This window comes from Bacillus sp. V2I10, assembly GCF_030817055.1.
In the GTDB taxonomy this organism is placed as follows: Bacteria; Bacillota; Bacilli; order Bacillales; family Bacillaceae; genus Bacillus_P.
The window spans coordinates 4,060,908-4,083,684 of sequence record NZ_JAUSYV010000001.1 but is presented as its reverse complement, the minus strand read 5'-3'; the positions used below and the strand labels follow the sequence as shown (position 1 = coordinate 4,083,684).

Sequence of the window (22,777 nt, the reverse complement as noted above, 5' to 3'; positions counted from 1 at the left end):
TTACCTCCTTAGCGGTCGCTGATCGACATTTTCTTTTCAAGACCATTAACGATAAGTGTTAAAATGGCCACTAAAATTAAGTAATAAACGGCAACAATTAATAAGAATGTCATTTCATCAAAGTTATTTGAACCGAGTGTGGTCGCCACATTAAAGAGCTCGTTTATAGAAATAAAGGCTGCAAGTGATGAATCCTTCAGCCCGATAATCACCTGGTTTCCTAGCGGCGGAAGAGCGCGCCTGAAAGCCTGGGGCATAATGATCCGTCTCATTGTAAGGCCTCTTGTCATGCCAAGAGAGCGGCCTGCTTCCATCTGTCCTTTATCAATGGACTGAATGGTTCCGCGAAATATTTCGGCAATATAGGCTCCATTATGAAAAGCAAGTGCAAGTGAGGCAGCCCAGAAATCAGGAATTAGAAAGAGTCCGCTGAAGCCGAAGTACAAGATGAAAATCTGTACAATCAATGGCGTCCCGCGAACTAAATAAATGTAAGCATCCGAGATCATGGCAAGGACTTTTAATTTTGAAATTTTTAAAAGGGCAAAAAAGAGGCCAATAACAATACCGATTAATATTGAAACAACCGTTAACTGCAGGGTAATGAGCATCGCATCAAAAAAGACGCCTCTGTTCGCAATTAACGAATCGAAAAAATGTGAAAAACTAGGCAAAATGAACAACATCCTTTCTGTGCAATTGGTGGGTTATTCAGGTTTCGTCGTAATGTCTTCTCCGAAGTAGTCAATGCTGATTTTCTCAAGGGTACCATCCTGTCTGAGTTTTTCCAGCGCTTCATTCACTCTTTTTAAGAGAAGGGGATTATCCTGTGGAATGACAACGGCCTGCTCGCTTCGTTCAATAAGCTGCTGTCCGACTATGTCAAATCCGCCTTTAGCTGCACTTTTTCCTGTTACAAAATCAGTTATGACCGCGTCATGCCGGCCTGTACTCAGCGCTTTAAGGGCAGTAATATCGCTATCGTACATCTTTATGTTTTTCGTGTATTTTTCTGCGGTTGCAGCATATGTAGAACCTTTGGCTACGGCAACTTCTTTTCCTTCTAAATCTTCTACTGTTTTAATATCACTGTCAGGGCGTGTGAAAATCTGAGGACCTGAGTAGTAGTAGGGAGTGGAAAAAGAAACATGCTTTGCACGCTGATCGTTGATGGTATGGCTTGCAACTGCTGCATCTGCACGGCCGGTTTTCACGCCTTCAACGATGCCTTTAAATTTGATGCGCTTTTGAACAGGCAGAAGACCAAGCTCCTTTGCGATCGCTTCACCGACCGCAACATCAAACCCGGTCATCGTCATATCATCCTTAACATAGCTGAATGGCTTGAACTCACCTGAAGCCGCGAACACAAATTCATCTTTATCAATCAGTTCTGTGCCATCTGATAATTTCTCTTTTTCTGCGCAGGCGCTAAGCATGCAGACAAGAAAAAGGGCAGAGAATAAGAGTAATGCTTTTTTTCTCATTGAAGGATCATGGCTCCTTTCTTTTTTTGAAATAGTGCGATTATGGTAAACAGGAAAAAATGCCCTAATTGTAGATACCCTAAGTTTCAGGAGAGTAAACCTATCATTTGAAAATTTTGAAATTAGGGGTGTGAGGGAGATAGGATAGATTCATGACAATACAGGGAGGATGCAGCACATGATGCTGACTTTGCGGTTTGGCTGAAAAAAGTGAAATACGGCTGAAAGATTTGTATCTTTGGCTGTAGGAATTCAAAATTCGGCCGTGAAAATCAGAAAAAAGGCAGAGTAAATTGAATAATCGGCTTTAAGAGCCGCCCCATCATTTTGCTGATTTGCAATACATTTCACCTGCGATGACGAGGGAAAATGACGGCTTTGAATCAAAAACATTCCCAATCTCAAGCAACAAAAAAAGAAGCAGAAATCTTCTGCTTCTCAATACATATCATTCCACTCGATTTCGCCTGCTTGCTTATCGTAGTCAATGTTTACTTTAAAGTTGTGTTTTTCATAAAAATGCACAAGACGGTCAACGTGATCCCAGTCTCTTTTGGCAATGTCGCCAGTGATGTAGGGAATGTTTTGATCTTTCGCAAATTCTTTTAAATAATTCATGCAAATGGATCCGTAGCCCTTATTTGCAGGGCCTTTAATATCTCCGATGTGGATCGCTTTATCGTCATTGTATGTGGCGTGAATGGAAAAATCCCATGTGCCCCGATAAGCTGATTCACAATCATTCAGCATCACCTTGCATGAATCACCGTCATTTTGTGCATAAACCACAACCCATTTATCTTCTTTCGTTTGATCAATTCCGACAACCTGCCATCGCTTGGCAATTTCCTTCAGATTATCCTGCATTCTAAAGAGCTGAAACTGAAGTTCTTCAGCGTCTATGGATGTCTGATCGCTGCGTGTTAATACAGAATTATACATACCTGACTCCTCCCATAATTAAGATCCGAACGCAAAACACAGTTTACAATTCTACTAGATTTTAAAAAGTGAATCAACCGTTTTGTCCGAATTGGAAGGAGTTGCAGATTTGTCTATATTTATGAAAAAAAGCACCCGCGTTCAAGCAGGTGCCATTCCTTCATTCCTCTTCACTGTCATAAATAAGATGGTCAAAACTGTTATTGTGAATGGCGTTGAGATCCTCAATTTTATAGATTAAAAATTGATGGTCGTCACCGTATAGGTCAAGTTTATTTGTTGCTTTATACTGCCGAAGCGCAGTTCGTGCTTTTGTTTCTTCCGTGAAAATCCCGACAACATTCGAAGCTTCTCCGCAGTCAGAACAGCCAATATCCACTACTACGAAATACATGTGATCACCTTCTAGTTTTCGTTCTTGCATCCATTTTCTCATGTGGCTCTAATGAAAACAAGAAATCGGCACAAAAAGAACCGGCAGACTGATGCCGGTTTCTCTAATCCCTATACTTCTAATGTTTGCGGTGACTCGTGTTCGCTGTTCATTAATCTGATTTTATTTGGCTTGATCGCAAGAACGATATAATCGGGATCATTTGGTCCTTCAAACCAGTTTTTCATATGATCATTCCAGATCTTTTCTTTTAATCGCTGATCTTCGCTGATGCTTGCCTTGCCTTCAAACTCAATATAGTCATCTCCAAAGCCCTCGCCTTCATATCCGAGCAGGATATGGACATTAGGATTTTCGTCGATTTCTTCTGCTTTATGAGTGTTCTTAGTTGTTGGTGTATAAAGCATTAATTCATCATTAAAGAATGTCATATAGCGGGAATGGGGCTTATTATCCACTACAGTAGCAAGTGTGCCGACCTTATGCTTTTTCAATATATCTAATACTTCTTTGTTTAATTTCTGCTTATCCAAGTAAAACATCTCCTTTTGGTAGGTGTTAGTATGTATATTCCTTCTTATTAGCAGATTAAAACATTGGAAGGTGCTCGCAGTTAATGAAAAACAGTATTGTTAAAAATAACCACTAAGTGTAAAATGTAACTAAATAACACATTTTTCTATTTGGCGGTGGATCTATGAAAAAGAGATATTTAATGCTCCTCACTCTCGGATTTTTCATTGTTTTTGCATGTTCATTAAAAGCAGCTTCAGAAGAAGATAAGAATGATCCGTTAATCATGACCGATGTCAGCGGCTTAATGCCAATAAAAATTGATAAGGTTATAAAAGGAAAAGAGATTGACTCATTCAAAAAAGCAATTAATGAAGCAATAGAGACGAATAAGAAAATCTCAATTGCGGGAAAGCAGCACAGTCAGGGAGGACATACCTATTACAAAGATGCAATAGTGCTTGATATGACTTCCTACAATAAGATTTTGAACTTTGATAAAAAGAATAAGACGATTACTGTTCAGAGCGGGGCGACTTGGGATGATATTCAGCGTTTCGTGAATCCGCATGGCCTTGCAGTCAAAGTCATGCAGTCTCAAAATATTTTCACGGTCGGAGGCTCGATGAGCGTGAATGTGCATGGACGGGATATCCGCCATGGTTCTCTAATTGACAGCATTCAATCCTTCCGATTGCTGAACGCCGATGGAGAAATTGTACGCGTCAGCCGAACCGAAAATGATGAACTTTTCCCGCTTGTCATAGGCGGATACGGATTGTTTGGAGTGATTTTAGATGCGGAAATCAGTTTAACGGATGATGAGCTCTATGTAATGAAAACAATAGCTCTCGATTACAAAGAATATGCCGATTATTTTAAACAGGCAGTCGGAGGCAATGAAAATGTCCGGATGCATCTAGCCAGAATATCCACTGCACCTGACTCTTTTTTGAGCGAAATGTATGTGACGAACTATGAACTTGCAGGTGATCAGGGTGCCCGTACAGAATATGATGAACTAAGTGAAGAAAAGAATGCCGCGCTTATGAAATTCCTGCTTGGTTTATCAAGAAACTACGATTGGGGAAAAAATGCTTTTTGGAATGCCCAAAAGTCATATTTTTTGAAAAAAGAAGATTCCTATATTACAAGAAATAATGTGATGCGGTCAGAGTCTGAGTTTCTGGAGTATGAACATGAATCGAATACAGATATTCTTCAGGAATATTTTGTCCCGGTTGATGCATTTCCTCAGTATGTGGACAGTCTGCGGAAGACATTGACAGAGGAAGAGCTGAATCTATTTAATATTACCATTCGTTACGTTGATCACAATGAAGACGCTGTTTTGTCCTACAGCCGAGATGATATGTTTGCCTTCGTTTTATTAATCAATCAGGGTTTGTCTGATGATGAAATAAAGAAGACCAGAAACATGATCCGCAAAATGATTGATGTCACCCTTTCTTTTGGCGGCACATATTATTTGCCTTATCAGCCTTATCCGACTAAGGAGCAAATGAAGCGTGCGTATCCAAGAACAGATGAGTTTTTCGGACAGAAGCGAACATATGACGAAAAGGAAATTTTTATGAATTACTTTTATGAGGAGTATGGCCGCGGTGAAAAATGATTCGTTCAGAAGATTTGTTGCGGCTCAGAGCACGCTGTTTTTTGCGGGCAATTTCATCTTCCCATTCTATATTTTGTTTATAAAAAATGTAGGGTCCTCTTTTTCGCAGTTCGGCATATCGTATGGATTATTTGGTCTTTCAGCAGCGCTTGTTCATCCGCTTTTAGGCCGTATGTCAGGGAAGGTAAGCGACAAAGTGATGTTAGCGGTTTCCTCTTTCGGAATGGCTTTGATTCTTTTGTATTACCCGCACATAGGAACGATTGAAGAAGTATATGTATGTCAAATGATCATGGGCATCTTTGGCGCGATGCAAAAGCATGGGGAAAAAATGCTGTTGACGCAGTGGACGACGGAAGAAAAACGCGGCATGCAAATTGGAAATTATCATTTTTTCACATCACTTATGTCAGCGGCTGCGATCATGGGAGGCGGATTTTTAGCTCACTACTTTACTGTAACATTCCTTTTTTTCATAGCCTCAGCCGTCTACTTTATTGCCGGCGTCATTGTTTTAAGAATAACAGATTCATACTTTGATAAGGAACAGAAGGTGCTGCACCATGCAGATTCAGCTCCATCCCATAACGAAGCATAATTGGGAAACATGTATATCGCTTAAGGTTCAAAAAGAGCAAGAGAGGTTTGTTGCGAGTAACCTGTATTCACTGGCAGAATCAAGATTTGAAACCTCCTTTTTGCCGCTTGGTCTTTATGCGGGAAATAAAATGATCGGCTTTGCGATGATCGGAAAAGATCCTAAAGATGGGGTGTACTGGCTGGTTCGGTTTATGGTTGATCATGCCCATCAAGGAAAAGGGTATGGCTTTGCAGCTTTGCAGATTGTGCTCAGTTTTATGAAATCACGGTATGATGTCAGCCCATTTCTTTTACTTGGAGTCAATCCTGAGAATGTTCAGGCAAAAAGGCTTTATCAAAAAGCGGGTTTTATTCATACAGGTAAAGTAGAAAACGGCGAGGCCATTTACCGGCTTGGTATATATTAAAGAAAGAGTGCCGCACGAAAGTCGTGCCGGCACTTTTTAAGGTGTTGAAAGGCAGGGATTTTGCTTCGTCAGCTCTTTGAAAAAGCCAGTTTCGTCCTTAGGAAGTGAGACAAGTGCAAATCTCGCGGATGCATGCGGTCTAGGTCCAATCGGCTTTGCAAAAATGATTTCAAGTCTTTTCAGCGTCCAAGCGGGAGCTAAAGAGCGGGTTATTTGAATAGCGGATTTCTTTCATATCCCTGATAGGTATTTCTCTTTTAATTAATCCGAACACGATCTGCAATTTTTGATTCTCAGGTGACAAAGTAGGATTTTATTAATGCGTGGGCTAAAAAAACAGACAGCAAAAAAGGGATAATCAGGGATGGAAGGGGTTCAGACAAGAACAGCAGAAAAAATGGCAGAATGATCAGAAACAGCACAATGGCAACAAGAATCGGCTTTTTCTTTACTTGAAAGATCATATATAAACTCCCCTTTCACGAATCATTTTAGCACATTTTTCCTTTTTCCTGAAGGTATTGTTATCTAGTTTTCATACCATACTATATTCCCTATAGAGTGAAATCAGGAAAAATAAGGATAGGACGAACGGACTAATATTCAGATAATTCTGACGTATTGCTTGATTCTCTATTTTCTTTTCCATATGGTAGAGAGGAGATTCTACTTATAAGGAGGAAGGTTATGAAAAGAAGGTTGAGTGTTTTCCTGATTGCGATCTTGCTTGCTTGCGGATTTCCGGTCAGTACAGAGGCTAAGATGCAGGAGAAGAAAGAGGAATACAGTCAGGTTGATGTTGGACGGGACGGTATGGTGACAACGGCCCATCCGCTGGCATCTAAAATTGGAGCTGATGTTCTTAAAAAGGGCGGAAATGCCATTGATGCAGCTGTTGCGATTCAATATGCGCTGAATGTGACCGAGCCGATGATGTCCGGAATTGGCGGCGGCGGTTTTATGATGGTGTATGACGGCAAAACAGAAGAAACAACGATTATTAACAGCCGCGAGCGGGCGCCTGCAGGAGCGGCGCCAGATATGTTTCTCGATGAAAACGGAGTTCCGATTCCTTTTTCAGAACGATACAAAGGCGGAACTGCGGTTGGAGTGCCAGGGACGCTGAAGGGATTGGAAACGGCTCTGGACATGTGGGGCACGCGTTCAATGAAGGAACTGATCAGTCCTTCGATTCAACTCGCTGAAAAGGGTTTTAAAATTGATTCGATTTTAGCAGCAGCGATTTCAGACAATGCTGATACGTTATCCGCTACTGCTGCAAAGGACGTCTTCCTTCCAAAAGGAACACCGTTAAAAGAAGGGGACAAGCTTGTTCAAAAAGACTTGGCGAAAACCTTTAAACTGATTCGTTCAAAAGGAACGGATGTGTTCTACAAAGGTGAAATCGGGCAAGCCCTTGCCGGCACCGTACAGGATTTTGGAGGCTCCATGACGCCGGATGATTTGAAGCGATATAATGTCACAATTGATGAACCAATTTGGGGCGAGTATCAGGGGTATGAAATTGCAAGCATGCCGCCTCCAAGCTCAGGCGGAGTTTTCTTGCTGCAGATGCTGAAGATCCTCGATGATTTCAATTTGTCTCAATATGACGTGCGTTCAGCTGAGAAATATCATTTGCTAGCAGAGGCCATGCATCTTGCCTATGCTGACCGTGCAGTCTATGCCGGTGATCCTGAATTTGTAGATGTGCCAGTAGATGGACTGCTCCATCCGGATTACATTGCTGAAAGACAGCAGCTGATCAGTCTAAATACAGTTAATCCAAATCCTCAAGCGGGAGATCCGTGGAAGTACGAAGAAGGTACTGCCGAATATGAAAAAACGGTGCAGCCAAATGATAGGCAGTACGGAGAAACGACTCACTTCAGCGTGACAGATAAATGGGGAAATGTCGTCTCTTATACAACAACCATTGAGCAGGTTTTTGGAACCGGCATAATGGTTCCAGGATATGGTTTAATGCTGAACAATGAACTCACTGACTTTGACGCTGTTCCGGGCGGAGCCAATGAAGTTCAGCCTAATAAACGTCCCCTCAGCAGTATGACTCCAACCATTGTGTTTGAAGATGATAAACCTGTTTTAACAGTCGGATCTCCTGGAGGACCAACGATTATCACATCCGTGCTTCAAACGATTCTTCACACCATCGAATATGATATGGAACTAAAAGCAGCAGTTGAAGAACCTAGAATCTATACGAACAATCTGAATTCGTATCGGTTTGAAAACGGCATTTCTTCAGACCTCATCGCTCGTTTAAATCAAATGGGTCACCGGTTTGGGACAAACCCTGTCGTCATTGGCAACGTGCAAAGCATCCTGATTGATAACGAAAAAGGAACATTTAAAGGAGTAGCCGACTCAAGCAGAAATGGCGCTTCCATCGGCGTTGATCTAAAAAAGATGAGAGATGAGTAAGAGGCAGCACCCTATTGGAGAGGGTGCTGTTTTTTTGTTTACAGCTGGCCATAGGATTTAAGCGGGAGTTCACAATTTTACGGAATTCTTTCGAAAAGTATTGGAATTATTTCTGAAAGTCTCGGAATTAAATTCAAAAGTCTCGGAATAAAGGTGTAAAGTCTCGGAATTGCTTGGATACGTCATTCCTGTAGAGAGGGAAAATCGTTCTGGTAAAAAATCTAGCTCTTTTCATCTGGAATTCCTAATTAAAAGTAATTAAATTAATAAATCTGGGAATAGAGGTAGGAAATTTCGGAATTGCGTGGTAAGATCATCTTTTATTTTAAAGGATTTATAGTAACTGGGTGACTTTATCGACTAGTTGTATCATTTCAAGAATTAAGCATATTTTAAATATTACATTTGATTTGTGCTCAAGGATGGTTCGAATTGTAAAAAAAAAACAGATTAACTGGTATAGATAACTAGTTGAATCCGTGGTATAGTGAAATTGAAAACGAATACAAGGAGTCGTCTTCATCAAGTATATCTAAATCCTTTATTATCCTATACTTTATTTTGGAGGAATGTAAAATGATGAAATACCTACAGAAAATCGGCCGTTCATTGATGCTGCCTGTAGCAGTATTGCCGGCAGCGGCGATTCTGATGGGAATCGGTTATTGGATCGATCCTGCAGGCTGGGGAGCAGGGAATCCGATCGCAGCATTTTTAATTAAAGCCGGATCTTCTATTATTGACAATATGGCGATACTTTTTGCAGTTGGAGTAGCACTTGGAATGTCAAAAGAAAAAGATGGTTCTGCCGCTATGAGTGGTTTGGTGGCTTACTTGGTTATCACAACGCTGCTTTCAACAAACTCAGTAGCGATGCTTCAAGGGGTTGACCCGGAAAATGTCAACGCGGCTTTTGCAAAAATCGGAAATCAATTTGTTGGGATTCTTTCAGGGATCGTAGCATCCATAATGTACAATCGTTTTAGTCATGTACAATTGCCGGCTGCATTATCTTTCTTTAGTGGAAAACGTTTAGTTCCAATCATGACAGCTGTATCTATGTTGCTGGTTTCAGTAGTGTTGTTCTTCGCTTGGCCTGTAATCTTTACTGGATTAGTTGCTTTTGGAACATGGATCAGTAAGTTAGGGTTTATTGGGGCAGGATTATATGGTTTCTTCAATAGAATTTTAATTCCTACCGGGTTACATCATGCTTTAAACTCAGTGTTCTGGTTTGATGTCGCTGGAATTAATGATATTGGTAATTTCTGGGCAGGAACTGGGACAAAGGGAATTACAGGAATGTATCAAGCTGGATTCTTCCCAATTATGATGTTTGGTTTACCAGCCGCAGCGTTAGCTATGTATCATACTGCAAAAACGAAAAGAAAAAAACAGGCGGCATCGTTGATGTTAGCTGCAGGTTTTGCTTCATTCTTTACTGGGGTAACAGAACCGCTTGAATTTTCATTCATGTTTTTAGCTCCGGCACTTTATGTGGTTCATGCAGCCTTAACAGGTCTTTCATTAGCAGTTGCAGCATTTTTCCATTGGACAGCCGGATTTGGTTTTAGTGCAGGATTTGTTGACTTTGTATTAAGTTCAAGATTGCCGTTAGCTAATCAGCCTTATATGTTGCTTCTGCAAGGACTTGTTGTAGCGGTTATTTATTATGTATTATTCAGATTCTTAATTACAAAATTTAATTTGGCAACGCCTGGAAGAGAAGAAGATACAGATGAAATGCTTGAAGAAGGTACAGCAAGCAGTGATCAATCTCAAGCTGAAGGTTCTAAATTTGCAGTAATGGCTGCCAAGATCTATGATGGCTTAGGCGGAGACGCCAATGTAACGTCTGTTGACAACTGCGTGACTCGCTTAAGAATTGAAGTGAAAGATATGGATGCGGTAGATCAGAAAAAGATTAAAGATACGGGTGTACCGGGAATTAATATTGTCGGAAAAAACAGCATTCAGGTAATTGTGGGAACACAAGTACAGTTCGTAGCTGATGAAATAGAAAAAATAAGAAAATGATGTTTAAACTAGAGTTTATTCAGTTTTAATGTGTAATTTTTTATCTATAAACATGAACTCCCTCCAATGCAATTGCTTGCTTACATCATAGGAGGGAGTTTTACCTTCCAATTCATTTCTTCAAAGTGATCTCGGGATACTGGTATAGACAACTAGCTGAATGGGTGTTATAGTAAGTCTGAGAATAGATGCAAGGAGCTGTAACCATGTCGAAAACCTATATAACAAACGCGAAATTATTTACAGGTGAAGTCGTTTACCAGAACGGTTTTATCCTTATTGAAAACGATAAAATTACTGAAACTGGGAACTTAACTGAAATGCCTGAACCTAAACCTGATGATAAGGTGATTAATCTTAGAGGCAGTGCTTCCATTTTGCCAGGTTTTATTGACATTCATATCCACGGTGCAGATGGTGCAGATGTGATGGATGCGACAAAAGAAGCGATTTTAACGATGAGCAGAGCTCTTCCGAAAGAAGGGACAACGAGTTATCTCGCAACAACGATGACTGCAGATCGAGGCCAGATTACAGATGCGCTGAAGAATGCAGCTGATTATATTAAACGTGAAAATAATGAAGGAGCAGAAGTGCTTGGTATTCACTTAGAAGGTCCTTTTCTGAATCCAAAACGTGCAGGTGCCCAGGCTCCAGGCAATATCATTGAACCATCATGCGAACTTTTTGATAAATGGCTGGAAGAAGCAGAAGATTATATTAAGCTGGTCACACTTGCACCAGAACGCAAGAATGGATATGAACTGGCCAGGCATTTAACATCTGCGGGCATAACGGCCTCAATTGGCCATAGTGATGCCGTCTATTCAGAAGTTGAAAAGGCTGTCAAAAGCGGCGTGAAGCACGCCACACATCTTTTCAATGGTATGAGAGGCATTCACCATAGGGAACCAGGCGTAGCGGGTACTGTGCTTATGATAGATGAAGTGAAAACAGAAATGATTGTGGATGGTATTCACATTGCCCCTGAAATGGTGAAATTTGTTTATAAAGTTAAAGGCAGTGAGGGAACTATATTAATTACAGATGCGATGAGAGCTAAAGGTCTTGGAGCAGGCAAATATGACCTTGGCGGGCAGGAAGTAACGGTTGATGCGGACAGGGCAACGCTTGCTGATGGAACTCTTGCAGGAAGTATTTTGACGTTTAGAGATGCTGCAGTGAACATGATGAATTATTCAGGCTGTTCACTTGAAGATATTGTGAAGATGTCATCCGTTAATCCTGCTAAACAAATCGGCGTTTATGACCGAAAGGGCAGTTTATCAATCGGAAAAGATGCTGACATCGTCATACTCGATGAAAATTATGAAGTGCTGATGACGTTTTGCAGAGGCAAAATCTCTTTTACAGGAAGTGTTGAACAATGAAGCTAATTGAAGCAAAAGATTATCACGAAATGAGTATGCTCGCAGCTGAGGTTATATTGGCTCAAATCAAGTCAAAACCGGATTCTGTGCTTGGTTTGGCAACGGGCGGGACGGTACTTGGCACCTATCAGCAGCTGATTTTGGATCATCAGCAAAACAAAACAACCTATCAGCATATTAAAACGTTCAATCTGGATGAATATGCAGGCTTATCAAAACAAGATGAAAACAGCTATCATGCTTATATGAAGAAACACTTTTTTGATGAGGTCAATATTCCTTCTTCTCAAACCTTTCTTCCAAACGGGGAAGCCCATGATATGGAAGCGGAATGTAAGAAATATGATCGGAAAATTGAGGAATTAGGCGGAATTGATCTTCAGCTTCTTGGCATCGGTCAAAATGGGCACATCGGATTTAACGAACCGGGAAGTTCTTTTGAATCGAATACTCATTTAGTTGCTTTGGAACAGTCAACCCGTCAGGCAAATGCACGCTACTTTGATTCCATTGAAGATGTACCAACTCATGCTGTAACAATGGGGATCGCTTCAATTATGAAAAGCAAAAAAGTGCTGCTTCTCGCTTCAGGATTGCAAAAATCATCAATATTATATGATCTGTTTCATTCAGATGTTACAAGCTCCATACCGGCAACCATTTTAAGAAATCATCCGGATACAATCATCATTGCCGATCAAGAAGCATTGTCAAAATTGCATCAAGATGAAAGGAAGATGTTTGCCAAATGATTCAAAAGAATTCTCCGCTCCCAATTTATTATCAGCTTGAAGAGGGAATAAAAGAAGCCATTCAACAACAAGAATTAATGCCTGGTGAAATGATTCCTTCAGAAAGAGAATACGCTGAAAAGTATGGAATAAGCAGGATGACGGTGAGACAGGCTCTTTCGAATCTGGTGAATGACGGCTATTTATACCGGCAGCGCGGAAAAGGGACCTTCGTTGCCCATCAAAAAATTGAGCAGCCTCTTCAGGGCTTAACAAGCTTTTCAGAAGATATGCGTTCAAGAGGACTTGAACCGAGCACACGCGTCATCAGTTTTACTGAAGTTGAAGCAAATCTTGATCTTGCTGCCAAGCTTGAGGTTGAAGCGGGAGCTCCCCTCTTTGAACTAAAACGTGTAAGGCTTGCTGATCAGCTTCCAATGGCGTATGAAATGCTTTATATATCAAAAGAACTTGCAAAAGGTCTAACGAAGGAAATAGCTGTGAACTCCATTTATGATTATGTAGAAAATAAGCTTGGATTAAAGATACAGCATGGAAGACAAGTGCTGGAAGCCTCCTTTGCTAGAAAAACGGAGGCAGAGATGCTGGAAGTTGCTGAAGGCGCACCAGTACTGCTGATTGAACGGCGAACCACGCTCGATACAAACAAACCGTTTGAGGTCGTCAGGTCCGTCTATCGTGCAGATCGCTATAAATTCACGATTGATATGGAGCGATTATAATGGTGCGTAAACCAACCGAAGAGAGAAATGAGAGAACTTCGCTTATTGATGAAATGGATTCCCTTCAGATTGTGGAAATGATGCACAAAGAAGATTCAGCGATTACTGCGGCAGTAAATGAAGCACTTCCGCAAATCGCCAAAGCTGTTGATGCAGTCGTAAAGCGATGGAATGAGGGCGGCAGAGTCTTTGTAATAGGAGCGGGAACAAGCGGCAGAGTCGGCATGCTTGATGCTGTGGAGCTTGGTCCAACCTTTTCAGTAGAAACCGGCAGATGGACTGCCATTGTATCAGGCGGAAATGAAGCGATGTGGCAGCCGCTTGAAGAGACTGAAGATGATGTAAGCGTTATTCGAAATGAACTCCAATCCTATCAGTTAAACGCTTCTGATTGTGTAATTGGACTTACGGCCAGCGGATCCACACCGTTTGTTAAAAGCGGTCTGTCTTATGCAAAAGAAGTTGGAGGATGTGCAATTTCGATCAGCAACAATAAACATACTGACGTTTCCAAAATAAGTGATGTCTCAGTTGAATTGACAACGGGTCCTGAAGTCATTAGAGGTTCCACAAGACTAAAGGCAGGCACAGCCCAGAAAATAGCGCTTAATATGATATCTACTGCCGTCATGATCCGGCTCGGAAAAGTGTATCAAAATGAAATGGTGGATATGAAGCTCATTAATTTGAAGCTGAAAAAACGGGCTGAAAATATCTTAATGGATTTGACAGGAATTGAAGCTGAGGCAGCTGAATCTGCCATGCATCAAACACAAGGCAATTTAAAAGAAGCAATCTTTATGACTGTCACTCAATCTTCACAAGAACAGGCTGCAGTTTCTATAAAACAGGCTGAAGGGAAATTGAAACAGGCGATACAGAATTTTTTCAATAAAGATAAAAAGTAGCGGAAATCATTCCTTATCAGCTCCTGAGTCATTTACAAAACATTGAAAATTATGCCAATGTCCTCGAGAAGTGTACGGTAATATAAAATGTTCTACACCCGCAATCTTTAATTTAATTGGAACTTCCATCTTAATATGTTTAGAGAGTGAATGAACAGCAGATTGCCAAATTATAAGAAAAGCGACACATTTCGAAGTTGCCTGAAAAGATTGGACAGCAGTCTAAAAAAATATGAGAAACGGTTGCGGCCAGAGGCCCAATTTGCTATACTAAGAGTAATTATTTTTGTTCGTAATATGATTAAAAAGGCATTCGTCTTGAAGAATATTATCTAGAGCAGGGATAGTAATACAATTGTGCGGATGACGCACTAGGAGGATATACACATGTTACAAGGTAAAGTTAAATGGTTTAACGCAGAAAAAGGTTTCGGTTTCATCGAAGCAGAAGGTCAAGAAGACGTATTCGTACATTTCTCTGCTATTCAAGGCGAAGGCTTCAAAAGCTTAGAAGAAGGCCAAACAGTTACTTTCGAAATCGTTGAAGGCGCTCGTGGACCACAAGCAGCTAACGTTCAAAAGTAATTGAACGAAAGGACTCCCTTGCTGGGAGTCTTTTTTTATGGATGAAAATTGGAGGGAAAGACATGCAAGATTTGCCGAATTGCCCCAAGTGTCAATCAGCTTATACTTATGAAGATGGAAGTCTTTTAGTCTGCCCGGAATGTGCTCATGAGTGGACAGCAGATGCTGAAGCTGAAAGTATTGAAGATCAAAAGGTTGTTAAAGATGCGAACGGAAACATCTTAAATGATGGCGATTCTGTTACCGTCATCAAAGACCTCAAAGTAAAAGGAAGCTCATCGGTTATAAAAATAGGAACAAAAGTAAAGAGCATCCGTTTAGTAGATGGAGATCATGATATTGACTGCAAAATTGACGGTTTTGGTGCGATGCAGTTAAAATCTGAATTTGTTAAAAAAGTTTAAGTGCCGCTTAAAAAAGGACAAGATATCACTCTTGTCCTTTTTCATTCTATTCTGATTCTGGATTCAGCACTTTAAGCGGCTTATCGGCAGGACCCTCAATCACTTCTCCGCTGTAAGAAAACCTGGAGCCATGGCATGGGCAGTCCCATGAACGGTCGCCGCTGTTCCATCCTACTTCGCAGCCTAAATGAGTGCATGTCGTATCAACGAGATGAAGCACGCCATGCTCATCTTTATAAGCGCCGGCTTTTTTACCCTGGAACATGACGGCGCAGCCTTCATTTACTTTAAGATCTTCAGGTTTTTTAGATGGACGATTGAGCTTGCCTGAGATTAAATGCTTGGCTACGTCCGCATTATGTTTCAGAAACTCTTTTACACTCGGATCGGATTGGAAGCGGGAAGGTGTAAAGAGATCAAGGTAGCGGGATTCTTTTTTTACGATCAGGTCTTTCAGCATAAGGGATGCAAAGGTTCCGTTTGTCATGCCCCATTTATGAAATCCCGTTGCTATATAGATATTTTTGTGACCTGAAGAATGATTTCCGATGTAGGGCACTTTATCAAGAGTGAATAAATCCTGTGTTGACCATCTATGTGTGATGTTACTTAAGCCGAAAACTTCTTCTCCGAACGTTTCCAGCTTTTCATAAAGCTTATGTGTATCTTTCACTTGCCCTGCTTTGTGACCTTCTCCGCCAATGAGGACGTGTGCCTCTCCGCCGCTTCCAGCAGAACGGAGAGAGCGTTTAGGTTCATCCACGCTTAAATACATTCCTCCCGGATAGGGCTTCTCCGTTTGAGCACTAAGTACATAGGAACGATCGGCATACATTCTCGCAAAATAAAATCCATTCCCATCATAAAAAGGAAAATGTGAAGCAGAAATGACGTACTGACAAGTGATTTCAAAACCTTGGTTTGAAATCAGCTTCGGTTCATCTTCTGTTCCCTTTACATCGATAATCGCTGTGTTTTCAAAAATTTGAACACCGCTCTGTGACATTTCTTCAAGCAGGGTATGTAAGTATTTCAGCGGATGGAACTGAGCTTGATTTTTTACGATCAGTGCGCCCTGGATCTCAATCTCAAACGGAATGGTATCTGTATATTCATATGGAATACCAAGAGTATCATAAGCTTCTTTTTCTTTAAGCAGTTTTTTTAGTGAGTCATCTGAAACGGCATAAAGAATCGCGTCTTCATCAGAGAAGCCGCAGTCAATCTTCTTTTCATCAACCATTTTGCGAATAAAGTCGAGACCGCTTTTATTTGCTTCGTAATAATGCTTTGCTCCATCAGCGCCAAAGTGCTGAATAAGTTCATCATAAATAATATCATGCTGTACGGTTATTTTTGCAGTTGTATGGCCGGTTGTCCCGTTTAACACAACGTCTGAATCGACCAATGCTACCGACAGTCCCTCTTTTGAAAGTAAATAGGCAGATGTAATCCCGGTGATTCCTCCGCCAACAATCGCCACATCTACATTCACATGTTTTGAGAGCTTCGGATAAGATGGCAGCTTGGCAGAATCTCTCCAGTAAGGCTCTGGAAATTTAGGCATCTTTGAATTTTGATTCTTCAATTGAATCCCTCCTTTATTTAACCATTATCCTGTATTTATGAAGAGTAAACTTTTTCCTTTAAAATTCTGATGAAAGTTCCATTTTATGATTTCCATAAAATACAAATAAATGTATATAAAATAATTGATTGATAATTTTGACAGTTATCGGTTATACTTGAAGTAACTTAAGGAACGGAGGTGGATAAGAGATGATGAGTTTGAAAGTGTCGCACGGTAAAGAGTTGTCATACCTATATTTATGTCGTGCAATTTTTCATGCAATTGCGATCAACGGGATACGTATGCCCTTTTTCATTAATTGCATAGACACATTCAAACGTTAAGAAGATTCTCTTATCCATTAAACAATAGGAAACGGAGGGCTTATTAGCTCTCCGTTTTTTTGTATAGCAGTAGCGCTTGACTCCTTTGTTGGGAGAATAAACAGTGCATTACTGATGGCCAGGATAAGCAGGAAACTGCTTCTTTCTGGTCTTTTTTAAGTTTTAAGAAAGGTAAAGGTTATGCGCATCGATGGCAAGCGGAGCCCAACTACTCGGCCAGACAAATCCGTCAAAAAAGTTTCCGCCGGATTCATATCTGCTATGCCTAAAGCTAAACGGGCGATTCCGCTTTTCTAATAAAAGGAGATGTCACTCATGACAATATGTTCAGTTCACCAATTAGCAAAATCATATGGAAGCCAGCTTATTTTTGAAAATTTATCCTTTGAAATAAATGAAAATGAAAAAATCGGATTTGTAGGACGAAACGGGACGGGAAAAACAACATTGTTTAAATGTCTGTCAGGAATCGAGCAGCCTGACTCAGGAACGATTTCAATCAGAAAAGGGATGAAGGTCGGATATCTCGCCCAAATTCCGATGTTCCCCGCCGGAACAACGGTTGACGAGGTTCTGAGACAAGCTTTTGCCGAGTTAAATCTTTTATCGAACGAGCTTGCACAACTTGAAATGGAGATGTCTGGAACAGAGGATCCTGATAAATTGGAAAAAGCCATTGCACGATATGGCTTTTTCCAGGAAACATTTGAAGATCGGGGCGGATATGAGATGGATGCTAAAATCAGCGCCGTTGCAAACGGGCTGCAGCTGCAGCCCCTTCTGAACTCGAATTTTGACACGATCAGCGGCGGAGAGAAAACAAAGGTGTCCCTTGGTCTGATGCTGCTTCAGTCACCCCAGATCCTCTTGCTCGATGAGCCGACTAACCATCTTGATATTGCTGCTGTAGAGTGGCTCGAAGGCTTTCTAAAAGAATATAAGGGGACGGTTGTTGTCATTTCACATGACCGAGCCTTTTTAGATGAATTGGCTGCAAAAATCATCGACTTAGAAGATGGTGAGGTCACAGTTTACCATCATAATTATTCTGGCTTCATTTCTGAAAAACAGAAGAGGCTGATGGCTGAATTTCAGGCTTATCAGGATCAGCAAAAGAAAATGAAGAAAATGAGAGAAGCCATTAAAAGATTGAGAGAATGGGCAAATCAGGCGAATCCTCCAAATGAGGGACTGCACAAACGTGCACGGAATATGGAGCGTGCACTTGAGCGGATGGAGAAATTAAAAAAGCCCATTTTGAATCACAGGAAAATGGATCTCCATTTTGAAGGATCTGACCGAAGCGGTAAAAAAGTTCTGACCTTTGAAAACGCAACAAAAACTTTTGGAAGAAGACAGGTGTTTGAAAATATCAGTATGCAGCTTTCCTATAAGGACAGGGCGGCAATTGTCGGAGAAAACGGTTCCGGCAAGTCCACGCTGCTGAAACTGGTCATGGGAGAGCATGAGCCTGATGATGCAGGAGTGCGGATTGGCAGCAGCGTGAAAATAGGGTACCTCTCCCAGCAGCTTTTTCAGACAGATGCAGAAGTTTCGATCATCGATTATTTCAGGGAGGATTTGTCTGTCTCAGAAGACGATGCCCGCCATATATTAGCAAAATTCTTATTTTACGGGTCTGCTGTCTTTAAAAAAATGAAAAACACAAGCGGGGGGGAAAGAATGAGAATCCAGCTTGCTAAGCTGATGCAGAAGGATCTTAATTTTCTCATTCTGGATGAACCGACAAATCATTTGGACATTGACTCAAGGGAAGTGCTTGAGGAAGCAATTGAACATTTTGACGGCACCATCCTCGCTGTTTCCCATGACAGGTACTTTCTGAACAAACTTTTCACGAAAACGTTCTGGCTTTATGAAAAACGGCTTCATTCATTTGATGGAAACTACTCATGGGCACGTGAAAAGATGAAGGGGCTCCTGGCTGAAAAAGAGGTGCCTTCAAAGGAAGTACCAAAGCTTGAGGTGAAAAAATCAAAGGAAGTTAAGCAGGCTGCAACCCCAGCAGAAATTGAAGCTAAGATTGAACAGCATGAACTCGAATTATTCCGGCTTGAAGAACAGATGCTTTCGCTGACTGATCTTGCGCAGCTGATGGAGGTGAACAGACTGAAGGAAGAAAAAGAAAAGCAGATAGAATGGTTATATGTACAGCTTGAAGCAATCAGCTGAACAAAGAAAAGGTCCAGTGCCTAGTGAGCAATGGACCTTTTGATTATTTGAAATTCTTCACTTCATCCGGATTGTTGGCATGATTGTCTTTTAAAATGCCGTGCTCTTCAATATGGCGTCTGGCTTCCGTGTCTCCAAGCATGTAGATCATGGCATAGCTCCTCGAACGGATCCGCCAATGAAGACAAAGCGGGACCTTTCTGTCTAATCCTTTTCTGCTATATCTGCGATGACCTAGGCGCTTCCGCTTTTCTAACTTAGCATCACTTTATCAGAAAGAGATCCATTTCCTTTTATTTTCCCAAACTCATTTAAGAGAGCTGGTACGGTCAGTTTTTTCTTCTGCTCGCCTTCTGCTTCAAAGATGATGCGGCCGCTGTCCATCATGATCAGGCGATTGCCGAGATCAACTGCCTGCTGCATATTGTGAGTAATCATCAAGGTAGTCAGGCTGCCGTTCATGACAAGTTTTTTAGTGAGCTGCGTAATCAGCTCAGCACGTGCCGGATCAAGAGCAGCTGTATGTTCATCCAAGAGAAGAATATCAGGATTTGTAAACGTCGCCATCAGCAGGGAGAGGGCCTGCCTTTCTCCGCCAGACAGCAAACCTACTTTTGCGGAAAGTCTGTCTTCAAGCCGCAGGCCAAGTGATGCAAGCTGTTCTTTAAAGTATTCTCTCCGTTTGGAGGTAACACCGGGCCTGAGAGACCTTTTTTTCACGCGTGAGTAAGCAATGGCCAAGTTTTCTTCAATGGTCAAAGCTGGAGAAGTCCCGGCCATAGGATCCTGAAAAACACGCCCGATATACTTCGCGCGTTTATGCTCGCGGACGAAGCTGACGCTTTTTCCGTTTATGGCTACATCGCCTTCATCAGGAAAGATTCTCCCGGAAATGACGTTCAAAAGAGTCGATTTTCCAGCACCGTTGCTGCCGATGACAGTAACAAAGTCTCCTTTTTGAAGCGAAAGAGAAAGGCCGTTTAAAGCCTTTTTTTCATCTGGTGAACCTTCATTAAACACTTTTTCAATCTGTTTTAATTCAAGCAATTTTGACACCACTCTTTCTCAAGCCGCCTTTTTTCCGTTTCTGCTTGGCAAGCAGCTGCGGAACGACAAGGGCTGCAATGACGATACATGCGGTGATCATTTTCATGTCTCCCGTTTCAAGGAAATCGGCTCTAAGGGCGAGTGCAATAATCATCCTGTAAACAATCGCACCAATTATGACCGCGAGTGTTGCCCGGATAATGGTTTTCGTTCCAACAAGCGCTTCACCGATAATTACGGATGCAAGACCGATAATGATCATTCCGATTCCCATGCCGACATCGCTGAATCCGGAATACTGAGCAATAAATGCTCCTGAAAAAGCTACAAGAGCGTTTGACAGGCCAAGACCAATAATCTTCATCATGTCGGTATTAGCTGAAAAGCTTGCAATCATCTTTTCGTTATCGCCGACTGCACGAATGGCGATGCCGACTTCTGTTTTCAGGAAATAATCCAAGACTAACTTGATAAATGAAATAAGGATCAGCATTGCAATAAGAATAGACCATGTTTTTGGAATAAAGTTTTCAAGACCGATAGAAAGAAAGAATGATTGCATAAAAGAGTCAATACCAAGCTGGTTCCAACCATCAAGCAAGGCAGTAAAGACTGTGCTTTCTTGAAGAAGAGGGACGTTTGACTGTCCCATGATCCGCAGATTGATTGAATACAGGGCAATCATCATTAAAATACCGGAAAGCAGCGGGTTGATGTTTCCTTTCGTGTGAAGGATGCCCGTCAGACAGCCCGCTGCAAACCCTGCAAGCAGGGCCGCGAGCGTAGCGATAAATGGATTAATACCGTTTACGATCATTGCTGCACATATGGCAGCTCCCGTTACAAAGCTGCCGTCCACAGTTAAATCGGGAAAATCTAAAATTCGAAATGAAAGATAAACACCGAGTGCCATAATAGCGTAAATGAGTCCGGATTCGACGGACGAGAAAAGAGCAGTAAACATGATGAGACCTCCTTAGTCGATAATTTCTGCATCTTCCCATTCTTCTTTGATTTCTACATTCATCGCTTCAGCAGCTTTTTTGCTGATCTGAAGTTTCAGCTTCTGCGGGAATTCCACCGGTATTTCGCTTGCTTCCTTTTTGCCGGTTAAAATTTCGGCTGCTTTTAATCCCGCCTCATAGCCAATGTCGTTGTAGTCAAAGCCATAAGCTGCAAATCCTCCGCGCGCCACTGAATCAAGCTCTCCGACAAATAGAGGGATATCTTCATCTTCTGCTACAGAGATAACCGATTCGAGGGCAGAAACGACGGTATTATCCGTTATGATATAGAAAGCATCCACTTTTCCGACAAGTGCTTCAGCCGCTTGTTTGACTTCTGCGGAAGTTGAGACAGATGACTCCACGATTTCTAAGTCAGTACCTTTAATCGCTTTTTCAACAAGATCTATTTGGGCAGCTGAATTTTGTTCTCCTGAATTGTATATCATCCCAATTTTATTGCCTTCGACATTTTCATCAATAAATTTGACCGTGCTTGGAACCGCATCCGGGTGAGTATCGGTTGTCCCTGTGATATTTGCTCCAGGCTCTTCAAAGCTTTTAACAAGCCCTGCTCCAATAGGATCCGTTACGGATGTAAAGACAATCGGTATATCCTTTGTTGCATTCAGAGCACTTAAAGCACTCGGTGTTGAGTTGGCGAAAATAAGGTCAACGTCATCTCCGACAAAATTGCTTGCGATCGTCTGGCTGTTGTTTTGATCGCCGCCAGCAATTTGAACATCATAATCAACCTTCAGTCCTTTTTCATCAAGCGCTTTTTTAAATCCTTCCAATGCAGCATCGAGTGAAGGGTGTTCGACAATTTGAGTAACCCCGACTTGGTATGTCTTTTCACTTCCTGCACTTCCCGACGTATCTTTACTGCCGCATCCTGCTGCAAGTATCATTCCTGAGATCGCGGCACTCATGCCTAGCTTTGTTTTCCAGTTCATTGTAATACCCCCGTTTTTTATTATGCTTTTACGCTTTTATGCTTTTATTCATTAAATTATAACTCATGTTTGGTTTTCTTCAATCATTATTTTCAGATTTAACTGAAATTTCTGCTCTTTTTGTTTTATGATTATACTTTTATGGAAATTACAAGTAAGTCTGAATGATTGAGGGGGAGCAGGGGCCTTTGCAGCTTCACTTGCAGGACTCAAGGCAACAGGAATGGCAATTACCGTCATTCCCGGTACTCTTAAATTTATCTAATTGGCCAGATCCTTATGTATATCGCAGTGAATCTGCTGGGCGTTGTGGACGCATTTGTCCTCACCTGGTTGTTCGGTTACTCTGATAAAATGCTGGATATTGACAAAAAACGGGGTATAACCTCCTAAAAACTCACAAATTTATAACAAAACAATGAAAACTATATTACAAAACG

The 22,777-nt window shown here is 41.4% G+C and carries 24 protein-coding genes and 1 pseudogene; 14 read left to right on the top strand and 11 right to left on the bottom strand.

Annotation, left to right across the window (positions count from 1 at the left end; genetic code table 11):
* Window positions 1-8: 8 nt before the first annotated feature.
* The 5 genes from QFZ72_RS20715 to QFZ72_RS20695 form a co-directional block, all read right to left on the bottom strand.
* A complete protein-coding gene (locus QFZ72_RS20715; RefSeq protein WP_307437202.1) occupies window positions 9-674 on the bottom strand; it encodes an amino acid ABC transporter permease in 666 nt (221 codons plus the stop codon).
* Between the two features lie 33 nt (window positions 675-707).
* A complete protein-coding gene (locus tag QFZ72_RS20710; RefSeq protein ID WP_307437201.1) occupies window positions 708-1,487 on the bottom strand; it encodes a transporter substrate-binding domain-containing protein in 780 nt (259 codons plus the stop codon).
* Between the two features lie 438 nt (window positions 1,488-1,925).
* Entirely contained in the window at window positions 1,926-2,429 is a 504-nt protein-coding gene (locus QFZ72_RS20705; RefSeq protein ID WP_307437199.1) for a GNAT family protein, read from the bottom strand.
* 160 nt (window positions 2,430-2,589) lie between these two features.
* The gene (locus QFZ72_RS20700) at window positions 2,590-2,853 is read right to left on the bottom strand and encodes a hypothetical protein (RefSeq protein WP_307437196.1); all 264 of its coding nucleotides are present in this window, start codon (window positions 2,851-2,853) and stop codon (window positions 2,590-2,592) included.
* Between the two features lie 80 nt (window positions 2,854-2,933).
* On the bottom strand, window positions 2,934-3,356 hold the full coding sequence (locus QFZ72_RS20695) for a pyridoxamine 5'-phosphate oxidase family protein (RefSeq protein ID WP_307437194.1): 423 nt from the start codon (window positions 3,354-3,356) through the stop codon (window positions 2,934-2,936).
* Window positions 3,357-3,520: 164 nt separating this feature from the next.
* On the opposite strand from QFZ72_RS20695, the gene QFZ72_RS20690 reads away from it, so the two are divergent.
* The 3 genes from QFZ72_RS20690 to QFZ72_RS20680 are packed head-to-tail and all read left to right on the top strand — an operon-like array spanning window position 3,521 to window position 5,979.
* Window positions 3,521-4,972 carry an FAD-binding oxidoreductase gene (locus QFZ72_RS20690; RefSeq protein WP_307437191.1) on the top strand — a complete coding sequence of 484 codons (1,452 nt, stop codon included), beginning with the start codon at window positions 3,521-3,523 and terminating at the stop codon, window positions 4,970-4,972.
* On the top strand, window positions 4,962-5,570 hold the full coding sequence (locus QFZ72_RS20685; protein ID WP_307437188.1) for an MFS transporter: 609 nt from the start codon (window positions 4,962-4,964) through the stop codon (window positions 5,568-5,570). The genes QFZ72_RS20690 and QFZ72_RS20685 overlap by 11 nt, the downstream gene beginning before the upstream one ends.
* Window positions 5,536-5,979, top strand: a complete 444-nt coding sequence (locus QFZ72_RS20680) for a GNAT family N-acetyltransferase (protein WP_307437185.1) — start codon at window positions 5,536-5,538, stop codon at window positions 5,977-5,979. The genes QFZ72_RS20685 and QFZ72_RS20680 overlap by 35 nt, the downstream gene beginning before the upstream one ends.
* Before the next feature lie 169 nt (window positions 5,980-6,148).
* Here the strand turns inward: QFZ72_RS20680 and QFZ72_RS29605 are convergent, their stop codons facing one another.
* Window positions 6,149-6,262, bottom strand: coding sequence for a PH domain-containing protein (locus tag QFZ72_RS29605; RefSeq protein ID WP_373464617.1), 114 nt, complete (start codon window positions 6,260-6,262; stop codon window positions 6,149-6,151).
* A 10-nt stretch (window positions 6,263-6,272) separates the two neighbouring features.
* On the bottom strand, window positions 6,273-6,443 hold the full coding sequence (locus QFZ72_RS20675; RefSeq protein ID WP_307437181.1) for a hypothetical protein: 171 nt from the start codon (window positions 6,441-6,443) through the stop codon (window positions 6,273-6,275).
* Window positions 6,444-6,666: 223 nt separating this feature from the next.
* On the opposite strand from QFZ72_RS20675, the gene ggt reads away from it, so the two are divergent.
* The 8 genes from ggt (at window position 6,667) to QFZ72_RS20635 (ending at window position 15,223) form a co-directional block, all read left to right on the top strand.
* A complete protein-coding gene (ggt, locus tag QFZ72_RS20670; RefSeq protein ID WP_307437179.1) occupies window positions 6,667-8,424 on the top strand; it encodes a gamma-glutamyltransferase in 1,758 nt (585 codons plus the stop codon).
* Between the two features lie 576 nt (window positions 8,425-9,000).
* Window positions 9,001-10,461: an N-acetylglucosamine-specific PTS transporter subunit IIBC gene (gene nagE, locus QFZ72_RS20665; protein WP_307437177.1), complete on the top strand. Its 1,461-nt coding sequence runs from the start codon at window positions 9,001-9,003 to the stop codon at window positions 10,459-10,461.
* A 206-nt stretch (window positions 10,462-10,667) separates the two neighbouring features.
* Window positions 10,668-11,852 (top strand): N-acetylglucosamine-6-phosphate deacetylase, encoded by a 1,185-nt coding sequence (nagA, locus tag QFZ72_RS20660; RefSeq protein ID WP_307437174.1) that lies wholly within the window; start codon window positions 10,668-10,670, stop codon window positions 11,850-11,852.
* Entirely contained in the window at window positions 11,849-12,604 is a 756-nt protein-coding gene (gene nagB, locus QFZ72_RS20655) for a glucosamine-6-phosphate deaminase (protein ID WP_307437171.1), read from the top strand. The genes nagA and nagB overlap by 4 nt, the downstream gene beginning before the upstream one ends.
* Window positions 12,601-13,326, top strand: coding sequence for a GntR family transcriptional regulator (locus tag QFZ72_RS20650; protein WP_307437169.1), 726 nt, complete (start codon window positions 12,601-12,603; stop codon window positions 13,324-13,326). The genes nagB and QFZ72_RS20650 overlap by 4 nt, the downstream gene beginning before the upstream one ends.
* Window positions 13,326-14,234 (top strand): N-acetylmuramic acid 6-phosphate etherase, encoded by a 909-nt coding sequence (gene murQ, locus QFZ72_RS20645; protein ID WP_307437167.1) that lies wholly within the window; start codon window positions 13,326-13,328, stop codon window positions 14,232-14,234. The genes QFZ72_RS20650 and murQ overlap by 1 nt, the downstream gene beginning before the upstream one ends.
* A gap of 387 nt (window positions 14,235-14,621) precedes the next feature.
* A complete protein-coding gene (locus tag QFZ72_RS20640) occupies window positions 14,622-14,819 on the top strand; it encodes a cold-shock protein (RefSeq protein ID WP_101564354.1) in 198 nt (65 codons plus the stop codon).
* 62 nt (window positions 14,820-14,881) lie between these two features.
* Entirely contained in the window at window positions 14,882-15,223 is a 342-nt protein-coding gene (locus QFZ72_RS20635) for a zinc ribbon domain-containing protein YjdM (RefSeq protein WP_307437159.1), read from the top strand.
* A 46-nt stretch (window positions 15,224-15,269) separates the two neighbouring features.
* On the opposite strand, the gene QFZ72_RS20630 is transcribed toward QFZ72_RS20635, so the two are convergent.
* Window positions 15,270-16,790, bottom strand: a complete 1,521-nt coding sequence (locus QFZ72_RS20630) for an FAD-dependent oxidoreductase (protein ID WP_307439895.1) — start codon at window positions 16,788-16,790, stop codon at window positions 15,270-15,272.
* 212 nt (window positions 16,791-17,002) lie between these two features.
* Between QFZ72_RS20630 and QFZ72_RS20625 the strand changes: the two genes are divergently transcribed.
* Window positions 17,003-17,137, top strand: a complete 135-nt coding sequence (locus QFZ72_RS20625) for an RAxF-45 family protein (RefSeq protein ID WP_373464616.1) — start codon at window positions 17,003-17,005, stop codon at window positions 17,135-17,137.
* A gap of 315 nt (window positions 17,138-17,452) precedes the next feature.
* The gene (abc-f, locus tag QFZ72_RS20620) at window positions 17,453-19,330 is read left to right on the top strand and encodes a ribosomal protection-like ABC-F family protein (RefSeq protein WP_307437157.1); all 1,878 of its coding nucleotides are present in this window, start codon (window positions 17,453-17,455) and stop codon (window positions 19,328-19,330) included.
* 252 nt (window positions 19,331-19,582) lie between these two features.
* Here abc-f and QFZ72_RS20615 read toward each other — a convergent pair whose 3' ends face one another.
* Genes QFZ72_RS20615 through QFZ72_RS20605 form a run of 3 tightly spaced genes read right to left on the bottom strand, consistent with a single transcriptional unit; the run spans window position 19,583 to window position 22,337 of the window.
* Window positions 19,583-20,377 (bottom strand): ABC transporter ATP-binding protein, encoded by a 795-nt coding sequence (locus QFZ72_RS20615; protein WP_307439891.1) that lies wholly within the window; start codon window positions 20,375-20,377, stop codon window positions 19,583-19,585.
* Complete coding sequence (locus tag QFZ72_RS20610) at window positions 20,370-21,341, bottom strand: ABC transporter permease (RefSeq protein WP_307437154.1); 972 nt, start codon at window positions 21,339-21,341, stop codon at window positions 20,370-20,372. Before QFZ72_RS20610 ends, QFZ72_RS20615 begins: the two co-directional genes overlap by 8 nt.
* Window positions 21,342-21,353: 12 nt before the next feature.
* Window positions 21,354-22,337: an ABC transporter substrate-binding protein gene (locus QFZ72_RS20605; RefSeq protein WP_307437150.1), complete on the bottom strand. Its 984-nt coding sequence runs from the start codon at window positions 22,335-22,337 to the stop codon at window positions 21,354-21,356.
* A gap of 172 nt (window positions 22,338-22,509) precedes the next feature.
* Here QFZ72_RS20605 and QFZ72_RS20600 point away from each other — a divergent pair.
* A pseudogene (locus QFZ72_RS20600) lies at window positions 22,510-22,730 on the top strand (PTS sugar transporter subunit IIA); the annotation flags it as partial.
* Between the last annotated feature and the right edge of the window lie 47 nt (window positions 22,731-22,777).